At 71.0% G+C, this 20614-nt stretch carries 21 protein-coding genes; 14 read left to right on the top strand and 7 right to left on the bottom strand.

Annotated elements, in window-relative coordinates:
• The first annotated feature begins 362 nt into the window (after positions 1 to 362).
• The 5 genes from HS041_RS03840 (at position 363) to HS041_RS03820 (ending at position 4278) form a co-directional block, all read left to right on the top strand.
• The gene (locus HS041_RS03840; protein WP_196439127.1) at positions 363 to 716 is read left to right on the top strand and encodes a YbaB/EbfC family nucleoid-associated protein; all 354 of its coding nucleotides are present in this window, start codon (positions 363 to 365) and stop codon (positions 714 to 716) included.
• A gap of 3 nt (positions 717 to 719) precedes the next feature.
• On the top strand, positions 720 to 1319 hold the full coding sequence (recR, locus tag HS041_RS03835; protein ID WP_184947189.1) for a recombination mediator RecR: 600 nt from the start codon (positions 720 to 722) through the stop codon (positions 1317 to 1319).
• Positions 1312 to 1842 carry a DUF5063 domain-containing protein gene (locus HS041_RS03830; RefSeq protein ID WP_196439126.1) on the top strand — a complete coding sequence of 177 codons (531 nt, stop codon included), beginning with the start codon at positions 1312 to 1314 and terminating at the stop codon, positions 1840 to 1842. The genes recR and HS041_RS03830 overlap by 8 nt, the downstream gene beginning before the upstream one ends.
• 91 nt (positions 1843 to 1933) lie before the next feature.
• Complete coding sequence (locus HS041_RS03825; protein ID WP_196439125.1) at positions 1934 to 3208, top strand: aspartate kinase; 1275 nt, start codon at positions 1934 to 1936, stop codon at positions 3206 to 3208.
• Positions 3205 to 4278, top strand: a complete 1074-nt coding sequence (locus tag HS041_RS03820; RefSeq protein WP_196439124.1) for an aspartate-semialdehyde dehydrogenase — start codon at positions 3205 to 3207, stop codon at positions 4276 to 4278. Before HS041_RS03825 ends, HS041_RS03820 begins: the two co-directional genes overlap by 4 nt.
• A gap of 66 nt (positions 4279 to 4344) precedes the next feature.
• On the opposite strand, the gene HS041_RS03815 is transcribed toward HS041_RS03820, so the two are convergent.
• Entirely contained in the window at positions 4345 to 4875 is a 531-nt protein-coding gene (locus HS041_RS03815) for a hypothetical protein (RefSeq protein WP_196439123.1), read from the bottom strand.
• Between the two features lie 151 nt (positions 4876 to 5026).
• On the opposite strand from HS041_RS03815, the gene HS041_RS03810 reads away from it, so the two are divergent.
• The 3 genes from HS041_RS03810 to HS041_RS03800 all read left to right on the top strand — a co-directional run bounded on the left by HS041_RS03810 (position 5027) and on the right by HS041_RS03800 (position 7283).
• Positions 5027 to 5701, top strand: coding sequence for a TetR family transcriptional regulator (locus HS041_RS03810; RefSeq protein WP_196439122.1), 675 nt, complete (start codon positions 5027 to 5029; stop codon positions 5699 to 5701).
• Positions 5702 to 5845: 144 nt separating this feature from the next.
• Positions 5846 to 6814 carry an LLM class F420-dependent oxidoreductase gene (locus HS041_RS03805; protein ID WP_196439121.1) on the top strand — a complete coding sequence of 323 codons (969 nt, stop codon included), beginning with the start codon at positions 5846 to 5848 and terminating at the stop codon, positions 6812 to 6814.
• Positions 6815 to 6944: 130 nt separating this feature from the next.
• A complete protein-coding gene (locus HS041_RS03800; protein ID WP_196439120.1) occupies positions 6945 to 7283 on the top strand; it encodes a YkvA family protein in 339 nt (112 codons plus the stop codon).
• On the opposite strand, the gene HS041_RS03795 is transcribed toward HS041_RS03800, so the two are convergent.
• Positions 7264 to 8460: an amidohydrolase family protein gene (locus HS041_RS03795; protein WP_307845161.1), complete on the bottom strand. Its 1197-nt coding sequence runs from the start codon at positions 8458 to 8460 to the stop codon at positions 7264 to 7266. The genes HS041_RS03800 and HS041_RS03795 overlap by 20 nt on opposite strands.
• Before the next feature lie 325 nt (positions 8461 to 8785).
• Here HS041_RS03795 and HS041_RS03790 point away from each other — a divergent pair, with 325 nt between their 5' ends.
• The gene (locus HS041_RS03790) at positions 8786 to 9505 is read left to right on the top strand and encodes a hypothetical protein (protein WP_196439119.1); all 720 of its coding nucleotides are present in this window, start codon (positions 8786 to 8788) and stop codon (positions 9503 to 9505) included.
• Between the two features lie 21 nt (positions 9506 to 9526).
• Positions 9527 to 10222: a hypothetical protein gene (locus HS041_RS03785; RefSeq protein ID WP_196439118.1), complete on the top strand. Its 696-nt coding sequence runs from the start codon at positions 9527 to 9529 to the stop codon at positions 10220 to 10222.
• A 126-nt stretch (positions 10223 to 10348) separates the two neighbouring features.
• On the opposite strand, the gene HS041_RS03780 is transcribed toward HS041_RS03785, so the two are convergent.
• On the bottom strand, positions 10349 to 11269 hold the full coding sequence (locus HS041_RS03780; protein ID WP_307845160.1) for an SURF1 family cytochrome oxidase biogenesis protein: 921 nt from the start codon (positions 11267 to 11269) through the stop codon (positions 10349 to 10351).
• A gap of 505 nt (positions 11270 to 11774) precedes the next feature.
• Here HS041_RS03780 and HS041_RS03775 point away from each other — a divergent pair.
• The gene (locus HS041_RS03775; RefSeq protein ID WP_196439116.1) at positions 11775 to 12356 is read left to right on the top strand and encodes a VC0807 family protein; all 582 of its coding nucleotides are present in this window, start codon (positions 11775 to 11777) and stop codon (positions 12354 to 12356) included.
• Between the two features lie 63 nt (positions 12357 to 12419).
• Here HS041_RS03775 and HS041_RS03770 read toward each other — a convergent pair whose 3' ends face one another.
• Positions 12420 to 12926: a winged helix-turn-helix transcriptional regulator gene (locus HS041_RS03770; RefSeq protein ID WP_196439115.1), complete on the bottom strand. Its 507-nt coding sequence runs from the start codon at positions 12924 to 12926 to the stop codon at positions 12420 to 12422.
• A gap of 102 nt (positions 12927 to 13028) precedes the next feature.
• On the opposite strand from HS041_RS03770, the gene HS041_RS03765 reads away from it, so the two are divergent.
• Both HS041_RS03765 and HS041_RS03760 read left to right on the top strand, forming a co-directional pair.
• Positions 13029 to 13586, top strand: coding sequence for a GNAT family N-acetyltransferase (locus HS041_RS03765; RefSeq protein ID WP_230878405.1), 558 nt, complete (start codon positions 13029 to 13031; stop codon positions 13584 to 13586).
• A gap of 52 nt (positions 13587 to 13638) precedes the next feature.
• Positions 13639 to 14235, top strand: coding sequence for a TetR/AcrR family transcriptional regulator (locus HS041_RS03760; RefSeq protein ID WP_196439113.1), 597 nt, complete (start codon positions 13639 to 13641; stop codon positions 14233 to 14235).
• 88 nt (positions 14236 to 14323) lie between these two features.
• On the opposite strand, the gene HS041_RS03755 is transcribed toward HS041_RS03760, so the two are convergent.
• A complete protein-coding gene (locus HS041_RS03755) occupies positions 14324 to 14635 on the bottom strand; it encodes a hypothetical protein (RefSeq protein WP_196439112.1) in 312 nt (103 codons plus the stop codon).
• 139 nt (positions 14636 to 14774) lie between these two features.
• On the opposite strand from HS041_RS03755, the gene HS041_RS03750 reads away from it, so the two are divergent.
• Positions 14775 to 16217 carry a DUF7059 domain-containing protein gene (locus HS041_RS03750; RefSeq protein ID WP_196439111.1) on the top strand — a complete coding sequence of 481 codons (1443 nt, stop codon included), beginning with the start codon at positions 14775 to 14777 and terminating at the stop codon, positions 16215 to 16217.
• 446 nt (positions 16218 to 16663) lie between these two features.
• Here the strand turns inward: HS041_RS03750 and HS041_RS03745 are convergent, their stop codons facing one another.
• Positions 16664 to 19660 (bottom strand): AfsR/SARP family transcriptional regulator, encoded by a 2997-nt coding sequence (locus HS041_RS03745; RefSeq protein WP_196439110.1) that lies wholly within the window; start codon positions 19658 to 19660, stop codon positions 16664 to 16666.
• A 296-nt stretch (positions 19661 to 19956) separates the two neighbouring features.
• Positions 19957 to 20601 (bottom strand): GNAT family N-acetyltransferase, encoded by a 645-nt coding sequence (locus HS041_RS03740; RefSeq protein WP_196439109.1) that lies wholly within the window; start codon positions 20599 to 20601, stop codon positions 19957 to 19959.
• Positions 20602 to 20614: the final 13 nt, after the last annotated feature.

Below are 20614 nucleotides of genomic sequence, written 5' to 3'. Positions count from 1 at the left end.
TCGGGGCGGGGCGCTGGCGGCCGCCGGGCTGTACACCTCTCTGAGAGGACGTCGGGCCGAGCCGACCGGTGGCGAAATCCTTGCCCGCGGCCCATTCGAGCAAACACCGGGTACGGCGAGTGAGAGAACGCGTGCAACGTGTGTGCACCCCGCGTTCTGTGAGAGTGTGGTCACGCTCCGCCGCATGCGACCGCGCGGTGCTACGAGGCCGGGGCCCGGATGTCTGGAGGAGGGTCCGGGACCCGGCTTCTCGTGGGAAACGGATGCGTCCATGGGGAACACATGCTCGTGCCGGTGCACGACTCGGCTCCGAACCCGTAGGCTCGGTGACGACTGATGTCACGGACGAGGAGCGCATCACGGTGAACCCAGGGGATGTCAACCTCCAGCAGTTGCTGGAGCAGGCACAGCTCATGCAGCAGCAGCTCGTGAGCGCCCAGCAGGAGCTGAACGACGCGGAGATCGAGGGCTCGGCGGGCGGCGGTCTGGTCGTGGCCACGGTCAACGGCGGCGGCGAGCTGCTGGAGCTGAAGATCAGTCCGGAGGCCGTGGACGCCACCGACCCCCAGGAGACGGCCGACACCATCGCCGACCTGGTCATCGCGGCCATCAGAGACGCCGTGCGGGCGGCCTCCGACCTGCAGCAGGAGAAACTCGGTCCGCTCGCCCAAGGGCTGGGCGGAGGGGGCGGCCTCGGCCAGCTCCCCGGGTTCTAGCCCATGTACGAAGGGGTCGTCCAGAACCTGATCGACGAGCTGGGCATGTTGCCGGGCGTCGGTCCCAAGAGCGCGCAGCGGATCGCCTTCCACCTCCTGGCGGCGGACCCGACCGACGTCAAGCGGCTCGCGCACGCTCTGCTGGAGGTCAAGGAGAAGGTCCGCTTCTGCCGGATCTGCGGGAACGTGGCGGCGGAGGAGGAGTGCCGGATCTGCCGTGACACCCGGCGCGACCTCCACGTGATCTGCGTCGTCGAGGAGTCCAAGGACGTCGTCGCGATCGAGAAGACCCGCGAGTTCCGTGGCCGCTACCACGTGCTCGGCGGGGCGATCAGCCCGATCGACGGCGTCGGCCCCGACGACCTCCGCATCCGCGAGCTGATGACGCGCCTGGCCGACGGCCGGGTGACCGAGCTGATCATCGCCACCGACCCCAACCTGGAGGGGGAGGCGACGGCCACCTATCTCGCCCGTCTGGTGAAGCCGATGGGTTTGAAAGTCACACGACTGGCCAGCGGTCTGCCGGTAGGCGGTGACCTCGAGTACGCCGACGAGGTCACCTTGGGCCGCGCGTTCGAAGGACGGAGGCTGCTGGATGTCTGATGAGTGGAGCGCGTTCGCGGACCGGATCGCGGTGCATGCGCAGAACTACCTCGACGGGCTGACCCGGCTGGCGGGCGGGGAGGGCGGGGACGCCGTCCTGCCGCTTCTGCTGGTGGAGGTCGCCCAGGTGAGCTCGGCCGGCGCGCAGCTCGGTGCCAGCCAGGACGTCATCCTGTCCGGAAACTGGGAGCCGCACCTGAGCGAGGACCCCGACGTCGACCCGCTCCGCACGGCCCTCGCCGAGCGGCTGGGCCCGGTGGACGACTACGCCGAGGTCTTCGACCCCTACAAGGACACCTCCGTCACGCCGTACCGCCTCTCGGACGACCTGAGCGCGGTCGCCGCCGATCTCATCCACGGTCTGAGGCACTACCGGGCGGGCCGGCCGCTGGAGGCCCTGTGGTGGTGGCAGTACTCCTACTTCAACACCTGGGGAAACCACGCGGGAGCGGCAATGCGGGCGCTTCAGGCTCTCGTTGCCCACACCCGTCTCGACGTGGCCGAAGAGCGCACGACGGTGTGATCGTCCACATAGTGGTCTAAACCAAGGGGAACATATCGACGCGCCAGTAGACTGAGAGCTCCACAGCCCTAGATTGCTTCGGAGACATCTCGTGGCGCTCGTTGTTCAGAAGTACGGTGGTTCGTCCGTCGCCGACGCGTCCTGCATCAAGCGGGTCGCCCAGCGGATCGTCGCGACGAAAAAAGCCGGCAACGACGTCGTGGTGGTCGTCTCCGCGATGGGTGACACCACCGACGAGCTGCTCGACCTCGCGCAGCAGGTCTCCCCGCTCCCGCCGGGCCGCGAGCTCGACATGCTGCTCACCTCGGGTGAGCGCATCTCGATGGCGCTGCTGGCGATGGCGATCGCGAACCTGGGTCACGAGGCGCGCTCGTTCACCGGCTCCCAGGCCGGCGTCATCACCGACTCCACCCACGGCAAGGCGCGGATCATCGACGTGACGCCCGGCCGGATCCGCGAGGCCCTCGACCTCGGCCACATCGCGATCGTGGCCGGCTTCCAGGGCGTCTCGCAGAACACCAAGGACATCACCACGCTGGGCCGGGGCGGTTCGGACACCACGGCGGTGGCGCTGGCCGCCGCCCTGGAGGCCGACGTGTGTGAGATCTACACCGACGTGGACGGAATCTTCACCGCGGACCCGCGCATCGTGCCGACCGCCCGCAAGATCCCCAAGATCTCCTACGAGGAGATGATGGAGATGGCGGCCTGCGGGGCGAAGATCCTGCACCTGCGCTGCGTCGAGTACGCTCGCCGGTTCAACCTTCCGATCCACGTCAGAAGCTCGTTCAGCACCAAGGAAGGCACGTGGGTCGTCTCCGACCCCGACAGTGAGGGAACAGAGATGGAGCAGCCGATCATCTCCGGCGTCGCGCACGACCGGAGCGAGGCCAAGGTCACCGTTGTCGGGGTGCCCGACAAGGTCGGCGAGGCTGCCACGATCTTCAAAACGCTGGCGGACGCCGAGATCAACATCGACATGATCGTTCAGAACGTGTCGGCGGCGGCGACCGGGCGGACGGACATCTCCTTCACGCTTCCCACGAGTGACGGCTCCACGGCCCTCACCGCTCTGAAGAAGGTCCAGGAGCGCATCGGTTTCGAGTCGCTGCAGTTCGACGACCAGATCGGGAAGGTGTCGCTGATCGGCGCGGGCATGCGCTCGCACCCCGGCGTCACCGCGACGTTCTTCGCCGCCCTCGCCGACGCGGGGGTGAACATCGAGATGATCTCCACCTCGGAGATCCGCATCTCGGTGATCGTCGGGCAGGACGAGGTGGACGCGGCCGTCGGCGCCGCGCACCGCGCGTTCGACCTCGACGCCGACCAGGTTGAGGCAGTGATCTACGGAGGTACCGGGCGATGAGCGCTCGCAAGCCCACTCTTGCTCTGATCGGCGCGACCGGTGCGGTGGGCACCGTCATGCGCGACATCATCTCCACCCGTGAGGACGTCTACGGCGAGATCAAGCTCGTCGCCTCCGCCCGTTCCGCGGGCAAGGTGCTCCAGGTCCGCGGCGAGGACGTGGTCGTCCAGGAGCTGACTCCCGAGGTCTTCGACGGTGTCGACATCGCGATCTTCGACGTCCCCGACGAGGTCTCGGCGGTCTGGGTGCCGATCGCCGCCGAGCGTGGCGCGGTGGCCATCGACAAGTCCGGCACCTTCCGGATGAACCCGGATGTTCCGCTGGTCGTGCCGGAGGTCAACCCCGAGACCGTGCGGAACCGGCCGCTGGGCATCGTCTCCACCCCGAACTGCACCACGCTCTCGATGATGGCCGCGATGGGCGCGCTGCACGAGCAGTACGGCCTGCGCGAGCTGGTGGTCGCCTCCTACCAGGCGGTCTCCGGCGCGGGTGTGGCCGGCTCGGCCCGGCTCTACGACGAGGTCGAGGCGCTGGCGGGCGACCGCACGGTGGGGCAGACCGCCGGTGACGTGCGCAAGGCGCTACAGAACAAGCTGGGCGACGAGGAGTCCCCGTTCCCGGCCCCGGTGGCGTTCAACGTCGTGCCGTGGGCGGGATCGCTCAAGGACGGCGGCTGGGCCTCCGAGGAGATCAAGCTCCGCAACGAGTCCCGGAAGATCCTGGGCATCGACGACCTGAAGGTCTCGGCGACCTGCGTCCGCGTCCCGGTGATCACCACGCACTCGCTGGCCGTGCACGCGACCTTCGAGCGCGAGATCACCGTGGCCGACGCCCACCGGATCCTGGAAGCCGCTCCGACGGTGGTCGTCATGGACGACCCGGCCAACGGCGTCTTCCCGACCCCGGCGGACGTGGTCGGCACCGACCCGACCTACGTGGGCCGGATCCGCCAGGCGCTCGACTTCCCGAACACGCTCGACCTGTTCGTCTGCGGCGACAACCTGCGCAAGGGCGCGGCCCTGAACGCGGCGGAGATCGCCGAGCTGGTCGCGGCGGAGCTCGCCGGATAGTTCCTCAGACCGTACGGCCCGCCCCGGCGTCGTTCCGCGACGACGCCGGGGCGGAGCCGTTCGCGGTCACCGGAAGAGGATGTCCCAGTGGGACGGGGTGCGGGCGAACAGGGCCCGCGCGGCGCGGTAGAGCCGCGCCCCGTCGTCGCGCAGGCCGTCGAACGGGTACCTGCGCGTGATGTGTCGGTCGATGCACGGGCCGTGCGCGACGTCCACCTTGTAACCGGTTCGGTGGCTGTAGCGGCCGTGTTCGTGGCCGGCCTCGGTTCCGCCGGTCAGGACGATCGGGCAGCCGCTGCGCCGCTTGAGCCGGATCACCTTCCTGAGGGTGGTCGCCCGCAGTTCCTCGAAGGAGGTGCACCGCCGGTTGTCCCGGTCGGCGCACCCGCCGGAGGAGACCCAGCTCAGCCCCGCCCGCGCCAGGCGTCTGGAGGCCTGGGCGTGGCTCAGCAGCGCTCCGGGGTGTTCGGCGCCGAGCCTCGCGGGGCGTTCCGTGCCGAGTCGTACGGGGTGCCCGGCCGCTGCGGCACCCTGCGGGAGCAGCACGGCTAAGGAGACCTGCAGGATGAGCAGGGTCCGGGCGAATGTCCTCATCATTCATCCTCTGTCGCGGGTCGCCCTTCCGCTCCCAGCAGCAAAGTCACCCCCGGTGCCCGATGTCTCCTCACGACGCCCGGTCTTTGCCCTGTGATGTCCATCACCGTGAGCCGCGCTGACCTAACAGGGCTGCGGGCCGTACAGTGACGACGTGGCCGAGCCGACCCAGAGGAGCCGGGGATCTGACAGAACCCGCGAGATCATCGTGGAGACCGCCCTGCGGTTGTTCCGCGAGCGCGGCTACGAGGCGACCACGATGCGGGCCATCGCCGCCGAGGCCGGGGTCTCGGTGGGCAACGCCTACTACTACTTCTCCTCCAAGGAAGCGCTGATCCAGGCCTACTACGACCGGGCGCAGGCCGAGCACGAGGCGGCGTGCCAGGAGTTGCTGGCCGCCGAGCGCTCCTTCGCCGGGCGCCTGGGCGGGGTGCTCCGGGAGTGGGTGCGGGTCTCCGAGCCCTACCACGAGTTCGCGGTGAAGTTCTTCAAGCACGCGGCCGAGCCGACCAACCCGCTCAGCCCGTTCAGCGCCGAGTCGTCGGCCGCCCGGGAGTCCTCGATCGCGATCTACCGCAGGGTCGTGGACGGTTCGGCGGACCGGATGGACGCCGAGCTCAGGGCGGAGCTGCCCGAGCTGCTCTGGCTGATGTCGATGGGGATCGTGCTGTTCTGGGTGCACGACACCTCCGAGGGCTGCCACAAGACCTACCGGCTCATCGAGCTCACCGTGCCGCTGGTGGACCGGCTGGTCGGGCTCTCCCAGCTGCCGGGCCTGCGGGGGATCGCGCGGGACTTCATCGCCGGGGTCCACGAGCTGCGTTCCTGACCCGGGCGGTACGGCCCGCGGCCCCTCCTCCTTTCTGACATACCGGCCGGTTGGTATGGTCGACCTGTTGACGGACCCCCTGTCGGGTGCGGCACGCTACACCAGAATGTCATTCTGGACAGAGGGACCATGGGAGGCAGCACGATGGCGACGGGCGCACGCTGGGGGATGACGGTCCCCTTCTACGACCGCTCACTGGCCGGATCCAAGGAGCTCGTCGCCGAGCTCCCCGACCTCGGCTACACCGACGTGTGGTCGGCCGAGGTCAACGGCGTCGACGGCTTCACGCCGCTCGCCCTGGCCGCCGAGTGGGCTCCCGGCCTCCGACTCGGCAGCGCGATCGTCCCGGTCTCCACCCGGGGACCCGGCCTGCTGGCCATGTCGGCGGCCACTCTCGCCGACCTCGCGCCGGACCGGTTCGTGCTGGGCATCGGGGCCTCCTCACCGGCCATCGTGGAGCGCTGGAACGCCGGGGAGTTCACCAAGCCGTTCGCCCGCACCCGCGACACCCTGCGCTTCCTGAAGAAGGCGCTGGCCGGTGAGAAGGTCACCGAGAAGTACGAGACGTTCGAGATCAAGGGGTTCAAGCTGGAGCGCGCCCCCAAGGTCCAGCCGAAGATCGTCCTGGCGGCGCTGCGCCCCCGGATGCTCAAGCTGGCCGCCGAGGAGGCCGACGGCGCGATCACCAACTGGCTCTCCCCGCAGGACGTGCGGAAGGTCCGCGCGGAGATCGGCCCGGAGACCGAGCTGATCGCCCGCCTGTTCGTCTGCGTCAGCGAGGACGCCGACAAGGTCAGGGAACTGGGCCGGTGGATGCTGGCCAGCTACCTGACCGTCCCGGTCTACGCGGCCTTCCACGACTGGCTGGGGCGCGGTGAGATCCTGCGGCCGATGCACGAGGCGTGGGCAGCGGGGGACCGGCAGGCGGCGCTCAAGGCCATCCCCGACGAGGTGGTGGACGCGCTGATCGTGCACGGTGACGCGGCCACCTGCCGGGCCAGGATCCGGGAGTACGTCGATAACGGGCTGAACACCCCGGTGCTCGCTCCCATCCCCGGGGGCGAGGTGCCCATCGCGCAGGCCGTGCGGGATCTGGCCCCCAGCGCGGGCTGAGGCCGGGCTCCCGCCGTCCGGAACCGGATGGCGGGAGCCGCGCGGAACCAGGGAGCGCGGCCACGCGTTATGTCGTGAGCAGGCCGGGTAGGGGACGCGGCCGACGAGCGTGTTCTGCGAGGAGGTTCCGATGGTTAAGGCGGCGCGGGCGGCACAGGCCTGGCGGGCGTACAGGGACGTGGCGGGGCAGGGGTCACCCGGCATCGGAGCCCGGCTGCGGGCGGTCCCCCGGCTCGTCGGCGCGGTGCTGAACGGCACCTACCCCGGCATGGGAAGGGGCAGGCTGGCCATGATGGGCCTCGGCGTGCTCTACATCCTCTCGCCGGTGGACGTCATCCCGGAGTTCCTGCTGCTCGTCGGGGTGGCCGACGACTTCGGAGTCTTCCTGTGGCTGATGGGCTCGCTGCTCGGCGAGAGCGGCCGCTACGTCGACTGGGAGAGGACGCGCATCAGAGCTGTTCCATCCTGAGCCAGGCGCGGGACGGGAGCGGGTGGCCGAACAGGCGGGCGGCGTTGCCGTAGGCCACCCGGGCGATGTCGGCCGGCGGCAGGCTGCCCATGGTGCGGGTGACGGACTGCTGCGTGTCGGGCCAGGTGGAGTCGGAGTGCGGGTAGCCGCTCTCCAGCAGCACGTGCTCCAGGCCGACCGCCAGGCGCACGCCTGACAGCGCGTGGTCGTTGAGCGTGCCGAAGAAGAAGTTGCGGCGCAGCACCTCACTGGGCTTCAGCCCGCCGTCCCAGGAGGCCTCCCCGGCGACCGGGTGGTCCAGCGCGTAGTCGGCCCGCTCGGCCAGCATCGGCAGCCAGCCCACCCCGCCCTCCACGATCAGGATCCGGAGCGCGGGGAAGCGCAGCGGCACGCCCGACCAGAGCCAGTCGGCGCAGGCGAACATGGCGCTGGCCGGCACGAGCGTGGTGATCGCCTCGATGGGGGTGTCGGTGGACGGCACGGGGGTCCAGGACCCGGTCCCGGTGTGCAGGCAGACGACCGTGCCGGTCTCCTCGCAGGCGCGGAAGAACGGGTCCCAGTGGTCGCTGTGGATCGAGGGCAGGCGCAGCCGCGCGGGGAACTCGGGGAAGAGCACGGCCTTGAAGCCCTTGGAGGCGTTGTCGCGGATCTCCTTGGCGGCGATCTCGGGGTCGGGCAGCCAGGGCAGCTGCAGGGCGATGATCCGCTCGGGGTAGGTGCCCGCCCAGACCTCGACGTGCCATTCGTTCCAGGCCCGCAGGACCGCCAGACCCAGCTCCTGGTCGCGGGTCCTGGAGAAGACCATCCCTGCCTGGCCGGCCAGCATGCCGGGGAAGCAGAGCGCAGCCCAGACGCCGCCGCGGTCCATGTCCTCGATCCGGGCCTCGATGTCGTGGCAGCCCGGCCGCATGTGCTCGAACCGGACCGGGTCGAGCGTCCACTGCTCGCGGGGGAGCCCCGCGCCGACGTCGATCCCGGCGCACGGGTAGGTGGCCCCGCCGTAGCGCCAGACCTGGTGGCCGGAGTCGGTCTCGACCACCTTGGGAGCGAGCTCTGCGTATTTGTCCGGAAGCCGTCCCTCGAACATGTCGGGCGGCTCGATCAGGTGGTCGTCGGCAGAGATGATCACATAGTCCCGCCGCCTGGGCTCGGGATCGGGCAGCAGCGGCGTCGTCACGTGATTAACGGTACGGGGCTGGCATAACACTGAACAAGCCACCAGGTCTCGTGTTGGTGCCGGATGTGCCCCGGGGCCGCCGGAGGGGGAAAGGGCGGCGGCCCCGGGGGCTCGGACCCGCCGGGCGGGTGCCGCTCGTCGCGAGCCCTGGGGACGCTCTCTACCCGCTGGGCGGTGGAATATCAGAACTTTACGGGAAATGTAGGTTTGGGGCGGCAAGGTAGCTTCCCGGGGCGCCGGTCCAGCACCGGCGGATCCGTCTTACCGGCCAGGTCATGGACCGTACCCTGGCGCGGGTGCCGGTGCTTCGGGGAGGAATGCAGACATGGTGACGGTCGTTCCGGTGCGGGCGGGTGCCGTGACACGGACGGGCGGGATCCCGTACGGCGTGCGCCTCGCGCTGCTGTTCGTCCTCGCGCTCTCCACCGTGGTCGTCCACCTGAACCAGGCCCCGCCCCTCCGCGACGCCGAGGAGCTCATCGGCGACCTGCGGGCAGGAGGCGTGACCAAGGTCGTATACGACGGCAGCTGGCCCGCCTACGGGACCCTGACGTGGTCGCACGGCCCGCTCTCCTGGAGCCAGGCCCGATTCGACCAGCCCGGCGACGTCTGGGATCCCGAGACCACCAGGCTGGTCCCGGAGGCCCTGGAGCGCCGCCAGGAGGCCTTCCTGTCCCGGGTGCGGGCCGCCGCGGACCCCTCGGTGGAGATCGTGCGGGCCGGGGGCGGCAGGGGGCCGCTGGGCCTGTCGCCGGGCTCACCCGCCTACGGCCGGTGGTGGGAGCCGTTCGCACCGGTCGCGATGGCGGCCGAGGTGCTGGCCTGGCTCCTCATGCTCACCCGCCGGGACCACCGCTACGCCAGCCGTCCCGCCTGGTTCTGGATGTTCCTCACCGGTGGGTCGTTCCTCTACGTCCTGCTGGAGCCGTACCCGCTCCGGCACGGGCCGTACGAGCCGCTGCCGGCCAGGCACCGGATCGACGGGACGGGCGGGTTCGTGATCGCCGTGACCGTCGCGCTCGGTCTGGGCCTCGCCGCGGCCTGACCGTCGGGTAGTAATGGAGAGATGGAGACCGAGCGGCTGCGCCCTCTGTGGAAGGTCCTGGGGCTCGCGGTGCGGATCATCCTGCTCGTCCTGCTGCTCGCCGGCGCCCTCATCGTCGCGCTGAGCACCGCGCCCTCCGGCCGCACGCTGGGTGAGTTCCGTGCGGCGGCGCAGGCCGACCGGGTCTCCCAGGTCGTCTACCGGCAGCAGGGAGGCGATGTCCTCCACCTGGTCTGGTCCGAAGGGCCGCTGGTCTGGCACGAGGTCCAAGGACTGCCGGTCGGGGACGGCCCGGAGGTCTACTCCGTGAAGCAGTTCCGGCGGGAGATCGGCGCCACGTCGGCCCGTGTGAACAAGGAGGAGGCGGCCTCCGGCTCCAGAGGGATCTTCCCCAACTGGCCGTTCCGCGTTCCCGTGACCCTGGGAGCCTGGGCGGTCGGCGCGGCCTGGTGCGTCACCTTCCTGGGCATGCTCGGCTCGACGCCCCGATGGGGCAACCGGTGGGCCTGGTTCTGGCTGTTCACCGTCGGGCAGATCGGGGCGATCCTCTTCCTCCTGCTCGAACCCCGGCCGGGCTGGAACCTGTCCGATCGGGAACCCGAGCCGCGCGCCCGGTGGGACGGGAGGACGGGCTGCCTGCTCTCGCTCGGCCTGGGCATCGCCTCCGCGGTCGCCGCCGTGGGACTCGGCGCCCTGGCCGGGCTCCTGCTCGGATGACGGCCCCCGCCTGATCAGGCGGTTCACCGGGAGGACGGCCGACGGCGACCGAGAAGGGCGCCGAAGCCGTGGGCTCCCTTTCTTGGGGGATTGCTGAGAGCAATGTTCATTGCTCTCAGCAATCCCTCAAGAACGGGTCGGGTCCCCCTCCGGGACCGGCGAAGCCGACGGAGCCCCCTGGCCGGCAGCCGTTCCCCGGTCTGTCCGCGTGTTCGTCTCCGCGTCTGTCTCCGCCTCTGTCCGGGTGTCTGTCTCCCCGCCCGCATCCACCGCCGCCCGCTCGGCTCGCCGGGCGGCCTCGGCCTTCAGGTCGGCGGCCTCGCGGCGGATCAGCAGGACCCATCCGCCGATCGCGATCCCGATGAAGAGCCACCACTGCACGCCGTAGGCCAGGTTGAGCCCGCCTCCCTCGCTCACGTCCGGCGCGGGCACCGGCTCGGGCGCGGAGGCGGGAGCCGGGGACTCCTCGACGAGCTCCACGTACCCGCCGAGGAGCCGGTACGGCAGGCCTTTCCCGATCGTCGCGGTGTTGATCAGCAGGACCTGCCCCGGGGGGAGTCCCGTCCGGTCGCGGAGACCGGAGGATTCCTCGGTTTCGGCGGGGCGTAGCCGTCCGGTGACAGTTACCTCACCCGGACTCGGCGCGGGGACGTCGGGGAGGGCGTCGGCCGTGGCGCCCGCCTTGACCCAGCCACGGTTCACCAGCACGGCCTCACCGGTCCCGACGATCAGGGGGGTGAGCACGTAGAAGCCGACGGCCCTGTTCTGGACGCGGCGCCGTACGAGGAGCTGGTGGGCCGGGTCGAAGGTGCCCGTGGCCGTCACGGTCCGGTACTTGTCCCGCTCGGGCACGGCACCGCCGGCCGAGGTGAGCGATGAGACGGGGACCGGCGGGGCGCCGAGGTTGGCGGTGATCCGGTCGCCGCTGGTGGAGCGCTCCTCGTAGCGCCCGAACTGCCACTGGCCGAGGAACACGAACGCGGGGATGACCAGCAGCACCACGATGTGGAGTGCGATCCATCGGGGAGTCAGCAGGAACCGGTACACGCCACCAAGGGTAGGCACCGCACCGACCGCCCCGTTCCCCGGCCGTCTCCGCCGAGCGGGTCTTTCGACGTGGTGAGGCCCGGAGGACGCCGCGATCGTCGGAGTCGTGACCATCGCCCTTCCCGGGCGGGACGGCTTCCCGCCCTCCCCGGCCCGGCCTGCCGGAACCGAGTACGGCCGGGGCCCGGCCCGCATACTCTCGGAACACGAGAAAGCACTAAGGATGACGGTCGTGCCGCCGAATGGACGCGGTAGCCCTGCCGTTGAATCTGTTGGAAACTCTCCCGGACACTTCGGACATCCCGTACGGTCGGTGGGGTTTGTCCCCGAGCCCCGGAGCCGCCACCTCATGACTTTGCTCCAGTCGCACTCCGGAACTTCGGCGTACCTGCCGCCTTCCGGGACTTCCGCTCCGGCGTTCTCCGGGAACTCCGTTCCGCCCGCCGGGGCCCGCACCGCACCGTCCGCGACGGAAGCCCCGATCGCGTTGCTCTCGCCGGCGGCGATGTTCAGGCACGCCGCTCCCCGGGTGCTGGAGGCGATGATCCTCCCGGCTGCGGTGTTCTACGCCGCGATGGTGTTCACCGGCCTGTACGGCGCGCTCGCCGTGGCCGTGGCCTGGGTCTACGGCGGAGTGGCGTGGCGGCTGGTGCGGCGGCGGGCGGCTCCGGGCATGATGCTGCTGGCGGCCGGGGCCATCACGGTGCGCGTGGCGCTGGCCGTTCTCAACAAGAACCCGATGTTCTTCTTCCTCCCCGAGTGCCTGGGCGTGTTCTGCGCGAGCATGGCCTTCCTGCTGACCGCCTCGCTCCGGCGCCCGCTGATCCAGCGCGTGGCTGCCGACCTGGTCCCGCTTCCCGACCACCTGAACGAGCATCCGCTGATGCGCCGCTTCTTCTTCCGGCACTCCGTCCTGTGGGGGTGCGCGCAGCTGCTCAACGCCGGGCTGAGCCTGTGGTTGCTGACCACGCTGACCACGGAGATGTACTTGATCGTCCGGACCTCCGCGGTCGCGGTGCTGCTGGGCGGGGCGGCCCTGGTCACGGCGCTCGGCTTCCGGCGCTGCCTGCGGGCGCTGCCGGGCTGACCGCTCGCCTTCCCGCGTCTGCGGCCCCGCCGCTCGTCCTCCCGCGCCGCCGGGGCCGGCCGTTCAGTCTCCGGTGCCGCCCGCACGCGGTGCACCGAGTGGTGTGCCGGGTCCGGGAACGGGTGTGACCTCGTGCGGGCCGGCGATCTCGTGGCCGTCGGCGCACCGGAAGCGCTGCTCGACCGGGGCGCCGCAGCCGCGATGGGTGAGGAGCAGAGGCGGGCCGTCGGGGTCGGACAGGTACCGGTCACCCCAGTGCATCAGGGCGACCATGATCGGATAGAGGTCCAGCCCCATCTGGGTCAGCCGGTATTCGTCCCGCTGGCGCTGGCCGGGCTCGCGGTAGGGGACCTTGCGGAGCAGGCCTTCCTCCACCAGCCGGGTGAGCCGGGCGCTCAGCACCTGCCGGGGCGCCCCGGTGGCGGCCTGCATGTCGGCGAAGCGGCGTACTCCGCTGAACGCCTCGCGCAGCACCAGGAACGTCCATTTCTCGCCCACGATGCCCAGCGTGCGTTCGATCGAGCAGTTGTCCACCCGGAAGGGCATGTTGCCGAGACTTACCTGACCCATGTGCGCATCGTAAGTGGCCACGCCGTCACCTCCAACGCCATCTAAGTCTAGTTGACAGACTCAGCCGTCCTGCGCGAGTCTGAGTCCATGTTTCGAACTCAGATGGTGCGACCCCGCCGCGATCCGGTGCGGGTGCTGCCGGGGGACGGTGTCGAGATCCGGCCCGCGCGGATGGACGACGAGGAGCGGATCCGCAGCTTTCTCGAAGGGCTGTCCGTGCAGACCCAGACCCTGCGGTTCTTCACCGGCGTCGGCCGTCCGGCCGCGAGCATGGTGCGCGCCCTGCTCGCGGTGGACGACCGGCACGACGCCCTGCTGGCGGTGTGCGGTGACACCGTGGTCGGACACGCGATGAGCTTCCGGGGCGACGGGCCGGGCGGCGGGGCCGGAGGCGTGACGGGCGGGCCGCCCGGTGCGGAGGGCGTCGCCGTGGAGATCGCCGTCGTGGTGGCCGACGACTGGCAGGGGCGCGGGCTCGGCTCCCGGCTGGTCCGCAGGCTGGTCCGGCGGGCGGTGGCGGGCGGGGCGCGGACCCTGGGCATGGACGTGCTCGGCGGCAACCGCAAGGTGCTGAACATGATCCGCAGGGAGTGGCCGGAGGCCGTCATGAAGGCCTCTTCCGGGAACGTGGAGGTTTCCACTAAGATCGGCCTGGCCTGATCCGCGCGACGATATTTGCGGAACAAGGTTCTGGTGCTCCACCATTGACCTCGTGAAGAGTGCCAAGAACGGACGCGACGGCCGGAGCCGGATCGTCGACGGAGCCCTGCGTCGATTCAGTCAGGACGGCGTGTCGGCGACCACCCTCGCCAGCCTCCGTGACGAGAGCGGGGTCAGCGTCGGCAGCTTCTACCACCACTTCGCGAGCAAAGAACACGTCTTCGGCGTGCTCTACGCCGAGACGCTGCAGATGTACCAGGACGCCTTCCTCGCCGAACTGCGCCGCCACGAGGGTGCGCGTGAGGGCATCGAGGCCATCGTCGCCCTGCACATGGCCTGGTGCGGCGAGCACCGTGAGCGGGCGCACCTGCTGATCAGCGAGCGCCCGCCCAAGCGGGACGAGCCGGGAGGGACCGAGGTCTCCGAGTCGCGCCGGGCGTTCTTCCGGCAGGTCTCCGACTGGTGGCGGCCGCACATGAAGGCCGGCCTGCTCCAGCCCGTCCACCCCACGATGTGCTACGTGCTCTGGCTCGGCCCGGCCACGGAGATGTGCCGCCTGTGGTTCGCCGGGGCGCACCAGCCCACTCCGGAGGAGATCTCCGGGCTCTGCGAGGCCGCCTGGCAGAGCCTGCGGCGGCACCCCGGCTGACATCGGGCCGGGCGGACCCTCCGGCCGCCCCGGTGGGGTTCGGCGGGTCCCACTGGGCCGGACCTGAACCTGCCGGCCCCGGCACGGCTCAGTGCGCCCCCGCGAACTGGCGCAGTCTGGTGGGCACGTGCCACACCTTCTCGTCCAGCGAGATGTCCAACCGCAGGTCCTGCCGGTTGCGGCGCAGCCCGGGCACGCGCAGCCGGTCGCTGACGGCGAACCTGCCCCGCTGGGGATAGCCGAACCCGAGTTCGCCGGGGAGCACCCGCAGCTCGTCGCGGTTCCCGCAGCGGGGGCAGGTCCAGGCGACCAGGTCCATGCCCCGGTGGTAGTCGTGGCAGGCGCGGAAGTATTCGTCGGGGCGGAAACGGGATTCGCAGGCGAGACAGGGGAGCAGCATGATGTTCCTTAGAGCCGAGTGCGGCGGCCCTCAAGGATTACCGTGGACTGCTTGCGGCCCGCTTGCGGATCGCTTACGTCGATCGGTAACAGTCTGATCACTATGGGTGTTCGGTCCTGGATCATGTGAAGATGGAACGGTGAAAGACCCGCTGGACCGGCTCCGCGACCTGTTGCTCGAGACCGGTTACACCATCGACGGCGTACGCGAGCGCCTCGGCGACGTCGCCGCCACGGCGTTGTCCCGGGAAGAACTCGTTCCGGCCCTGCGCGCCACCCGCGACGGTGATCCGCTCGGCACGCTGATCCGGTTGTGGTGGCTCGGCATCCCGGTGGAACCGCCGCCGGGCCTGCCGGTGGCCGAGCTGGCCGCCGCGGGGCTGCTGACCGCCAACGGCGACCGGATCGTCGCCGCGGTCCACCTGCAGCCCTGGGAGACCGGCGGCTACGTCGTCTCCGACCGGAAGGTCAGGCCGGGCGACCCGACGCTCCGGGCCGATCACGTGGTCGGCGCGGGCGGCGCCTCGGCCAACCTCGCCCAGCTCGTGTCCCGCCGGCCGGTGCAGCGCGTCCTCGACCTGGGCACCGGCTGCGGGGTGCAGGTGCTGCACCTGGTCGACCGGGCCGAGGAGATCGTCGCCACCGACGTCAACCCCCGTGCCCTGGAGCTGGCCCGGCTGAGTTGGGCGCTCTCCGGAGTCGAGGGGGTGGACGCCCGCGTGGGCTCGCTCTTCGAGCCGGTCGAGGGCGAGCGGTTCGACCTGATCGTCTCCAACCCTCCGTTCGTGATCTCCCCTCGCGGCCGGTTCACCTACCGCGAGTCCGGTCTGCGGGGCGACGACTTCTGCCGCGATCTCGTACGGCAGGCGCCTGGCCTGCTCAATCCGGGCGGCACTTGTCAGCTCCTGGCCAACTGGCTGCACATCGAGGGGGAGGACTGGCGTGATCGGGTCGGCGGCTGGCTGACCGAGACCGGCCGGGACGGCTGGGCGGTGCAGAGGGACGTCCAGGACCCGGCGGAATACGTCGAGCTGTGGCTGCGCGACGCCGCCGAGCAGGGCACCCCCCGATACCGCGAGCTGTACGACGACTGGCTCGGCTGGTTCGAGGCGGAGAACGTCACCGGGGTGGGCTTCGGCTGGATCACCCTGCACGACTCCGGCAGCCTCGACCCGGTCGTCCGGGTGGAGGAGTACGGCGGGCGGGTGGAGCTGCCGGTGGGCGGGTACGTGGACGAGGTGCTCGGCTCGATCGGCAGGGCGCACCGGATGACCGACGCCGAGTTGCTGGCGGCCCGTCTGAGGCTGGCCCGCGGCGTGGTGGAGGAGCGGATCGGCTCGCCCGGAGCCGAGGATCCCACCACGATCATGCTCAGGCAGACCAGGGGACTGGGCCGGGCAGCCCGGGTGGGGACGGTCGAGGCGGCCCTCGCGGGCGTCTGCGACGGCGACTATCCACTGGCCCCCCTGCTCTCCGCGATCGCCGACCTGACCGGGGACGACCCCGGTGACCTGCTGAGCAAGGCTCCTGAGAGCCTCCGCACCTTGATCGCCGAAGGGTTTTTCCACATATCCACAGGGTGACTCTCCACAGGCTGTGGATATCCCGCGATCGATTGTTGATCGGACGTTGAACGATCCGGGAGATGCTCTGACCGCGGCACGGACCCGGGGGGTGAAGGGCTCCGTGCCAGAGGTTCGGCCGATCGTCGACATGAGGCGGCTAGCCAGCGCGAGGTGCACCGGTTGAACCCGGGCCCCCTACGCACCGAGCGGTGGCCACGACGCTCGGCCGGACCTCAGTCCCAGCCCGTCGGAGGGTGGTGTGAACCGTCCCGGGAACGCCCTCATCGCTCGGAGACGCCGGTGAACCGACGGAGGAACGCCCGCAGCGAGGAACGAGCGAGGACGTGACGGGGGCGGGGAGCCGGTTACCAGCCCCCCGAGCCGCGACGCGCAGCGTCGCCGTCGACACAGCCGAGAGGATCCTGTTGATCAACCATGTGTGGATGACGCGTCTCGACGACGACCTATACGACGGGCTCGGAGCCGTCGCCGACCTGGTCCCGGTCGAGGAGCGCGCGCAGGTCTTCGGCCTCGGGAGCGCCGAGGCGGGTGAAGAGGTCGTGGGCGCGCCGCAGGCAGTCCCGGCTGCGTCCGGTGCTGCCCTGCCCGGCGAGCGCCCGGCCTAGCACCCACAGGGCCTGCGCCTCGCCGTACGGATGGCCGATCTCGCGGCTCACGGCCAGGGCCTGTTCCGCGTGGCGCACGGCGTCGCCGAACCGGCCCGCCGCGATGAACGTCTCGGCCAGCCGCGAGCAGACCCGCTGCTCCCAGACCCGCTGGTTCCCGGCCCGGAAGAAGGCCAGGCACTCGGCGTGATGGTGGACCGCCTCGTTCAGGCGCCCGACCCGCGACAGCACCATGCCCAGGTGGTAGCGGGCCCGCGCGGTGCCCGCGCTGGAACCGATCTCACTGAAGATCGCCAGGCCCTGCTCGGCGGCGGAGATCGCCTCCTCGGGCTGGCCGAGGAACAGGTGGTCGCGGGCGGAGTAGCTGAGCGTCAGGGCCTCGCCGCCCTGCGCGCCGATCTCCCTGAACGCCTTGCGAGCCGAGTCGAACCAGGCCAGCGCCTCGACGTGGCGGCGCTGCCGGCCGACCACGACGGCCAGCGCGTTCATCGTCTCGCCGGCGACGATCGGGTCGCCCCCGGCCGACAGCTCCAGCGAGGCCCGGAACTCCTCCTCCGCCTCGGTCAACCGGTTCGCGCCGAACAGCAGCCTGCCGAGCACGTAGCGGCAGCGGAGCTCGGCGGAGGCCGCCTCCAGTCGCCGGGCGGCGGCCAGCACCTCGCGGATGCGCAGATCGAACTCGCGGCCGTGGCTGCCCGACTCCAGCAGGGGCTCCATGGCCAGCAGCAGGTCGGCCGCGGGCAGCAGCGCGCTGTCGGCGGTCGCGGCGCCCGCCGCCTGGGAGATCGCGGCGAACAGGGCGTCGGCCTCGACGGAGAGCCAGGTCACGGCCTCGTCCGCGGAGGAGAACGCCCGGCCGGGGCCGGAGACCGCGAACCGGTCGGCGACCACGCTCCCCTCGTAGGCGAGCCGGTGCGCGGCCTGGGCGGAGGCCAGGTAGAAGTCGAGCAGCCGGCGCAGCGCCGGGGCGCCCGCCTCTGCGTCCGGACCGCGCTCGGCGGTACGGCGGGCGAAGAGCTTGAGCAGGTCGTGGAAGCGGTATCGTCCGGCGGCGGGGGCCTCCAGCAGGCTGGCGTCCACCAGGGACTCCAGGATGTCCTCGGTCTCCGTCGGACTCAGGTCCAGCACGGCCGCGGCGGCGGAAACGGATATGTCGGGCCCGCCCGGCAGGGACAGCAGCCGGAACGCCCGGCCCTGGGCCTCCTCCAGCTGGCCGTACCCCAGGGCGAAGGTCGCCTCCACAGCGAGGTTGCCCACCCGCATCTCGTCCAGGCGGCGGCGTTCGTCGGCCAGGCGCGGAACCAGCGAGGCGACCGTCCAGGTGGGCCGGGCCGCCAGCCTGGCCGCCACGATCCGCACGGCCAGCGGCAGGAAGCCGCAGGCGGCGACCACATCCATGGCGGCGGCCCGCTCGGCCGAGACCCGCTCGGCCCCGGCGACCGCGCCGAACAGGGCCAGTGCCTCGTCCGGTTCCATCACGTCCAGGTCGAACAGGCGGGCCGAGGCCAGATCGGCCATCTTGTGGCGGCTGGTCACGATCGCGGCGCACCCGGCCGAGCCGGGCAGCAGGTGGGCGACCTGTACGGCGTCACGGGCGTTGTCGAGCAGGACCAGCATCCGCCGGTCGGCCAGGAGCGAGCGGAACAGCGCCGATCGTTCGGCCAGCCCGTCGGGGATGACGTCGGCGGGCAGGCCCAGCCCGCGCAGGAACGCCGCCAGCGCCGACTCCGGCGCGGTCGGCTCCTCGCCGTAGCCGCGCAGGTCGGCGTAGAGCTGCCCGTCGGGGAACAGGTCCTGCATGGCGTGCGCGACGTGCACCGCCAGGGCCGTCTTGCCGACGCCGCCGATCCCGGAGATGGCGGCCACCGGCACGCCCTCGGCGCCGGTCTGGGTGGAGAGCAGGGTGCGCAGCCGGGTGATGATCTGCCCGCGGCCGGTGAAGTCGCCGACCGCCGCCGGGAGCTGCGCCGGACGCGGCAGCTCGTGCGTCTCCGGCGCGGGGAGCGGGGTCTCCCCGGCCGGGGAGGGGGGCGCGAGCCGTACCGGGCCGGCGAGGTCGGGGTCGGCGGCGAGGATGCGCCGATGCAGGGCGGCCAGGTCGGGGCCGGGGTCGACGCCCAGTTCGTCGGCGAGCACACGGCGGGTGTCGGCGAAGACCGCCAGCGCGTCCCCCTGCCGCCCGCACCGGTAGTAGGCGAGCATGAGCTGGGCGTGCAGCCGCTCGCGGAGCGGGTGGTCGGCGGTCAGCGCGATCAGTTCGGAGACGACGTCGGCGTGCCGCCCCAGCTCGAGGTCGAGGTCCATGAGGCTCTCCAGCACGCTCATCCGGCGTTCGATCAGCCGGTCGCGCTGGTGCTCGGCGTAGGGGCCGACGGCCCCGGCGAGAGGCTCACCGGTGCACAGCGCCAGCCCCGCGCGCATGCTCTCGGCGGCCGCGGCGAGGTCTCCCGCCCGCCGGGCCTTCTCCGCCTCCTGCATCCTGCTCTCGAAGAGGGCCAGGTCGAGGGCGGTGCCGGGGATGCGGAGCGCGTAGCCCCGGCCCACGGAGGTGAGCAGCTCCGGCCGGGTGCGGGGGGAACGCCCTGGTTCGAGTACGGCTCGCAGCCGGGAGACGTATGTGCGCAGCGCGCCCAGCGCCCGCGGTGGGGCCCCCTCCCCCCAGACCGCGTCGATCATCTCGGTCGGAGTCACCGCCCGGCCCTCGCGCAGGAGCAGCATCGCCAGAATGGAGCGTTGCAGCGGGGTGCCCAGATCCAGCTCGGCACCGTCACGCCAGGCCTGGACAGGGCCGAGTATCGCGAAGCGCAGTCCGGCTTCCCCGCCCTGAACAGCCATTTCCGAATCTCCGCACTAACGGGAAGGTTTACGACGGAATGATAGATCCTTGATTGCTCGCTCCATAGGCGAGCGTTGCCGCGGGCCGGAGCATTGATCGGTCGTCAATCAGGCGTTGAGCTCTGTTCGGGATGCTCTGACATGTCGGACATGGCCCCGTACGGGGGCGGTCGTGACCGGCCGGATGGCTGTGGGGACAGCCGCGAATGTGTGACCGAGGGATGAACAAAGGCCCACCCGGAAAGAAAACGGGTGGGCCTTATGCTCCATGAAGACGTGAAGTTACGGGGGGCGTTCTACGCGGCCTCGACCAGCCCGAGCCGCGCGTGCAGGCGTTCTCGCACGAGCGGCCATTCGGAACTCAGGATCGAGTAGAACGCGGTATCTCGGACCGTGTCGTCGGCGCCTCGGCTCTCCGCCCGTCGCACACCGTCCAGGTGTGCGCCGAGGGCCTCGATGGCGACCCGGGAGCGTACGTTCCGTACGTCTGCCTTCAGGGTGATGCGGTGGACCTGCCAGGTCTCGAAGGCGAGCGAGAGCATCAGGAACTTGCTCTCCCGGTTGACACCCGTGCCCTGGGCCGATGCGGCCAGCCAGGTGTAACCGATGTCCGCCACGGACGGGACCTCGCCCACCGCTCCACGCGCACCCGGAGGCCAGGGCATGGGGCCCTGCCAGTACTCCAGGTTCATGAGACGGGTGGCACCGACGATGCGGTCGGTGTGCAGCCACCGGATGGCGAAGGGCAACGCGCGGCCCTCCGCCTGCTCAGCCAGAGCGGCCTCCACGTAGGAGACCATCTCCTCCCGGCCATGGGGAACGCGGGTGAAGGTGTACGTCGTACGGTCTTCACCCGCCGCGGCGACGAGGTCGTCGACGGCCGCGAGGCTGAGCGGTTCCAGGCGCACGGAGCGCCCGGACAGGGTGACAAAAGCGGGCATGAGCACATGATGG

It is taken from the genome of Planomonospora sp. ID67723 (assembly GCF_015711605.1).
Lineage (GTDB): Bacteria > Actinomycetota > Actinomycetes > Streptosporangiales > Streptosporangiaceae > Planomonospora_A.
The sequence above is the reverse complement of the archived record's forward strand: the minus strand, read 5'-3'. Positions and strand labels throughout refer to the sequence as shown.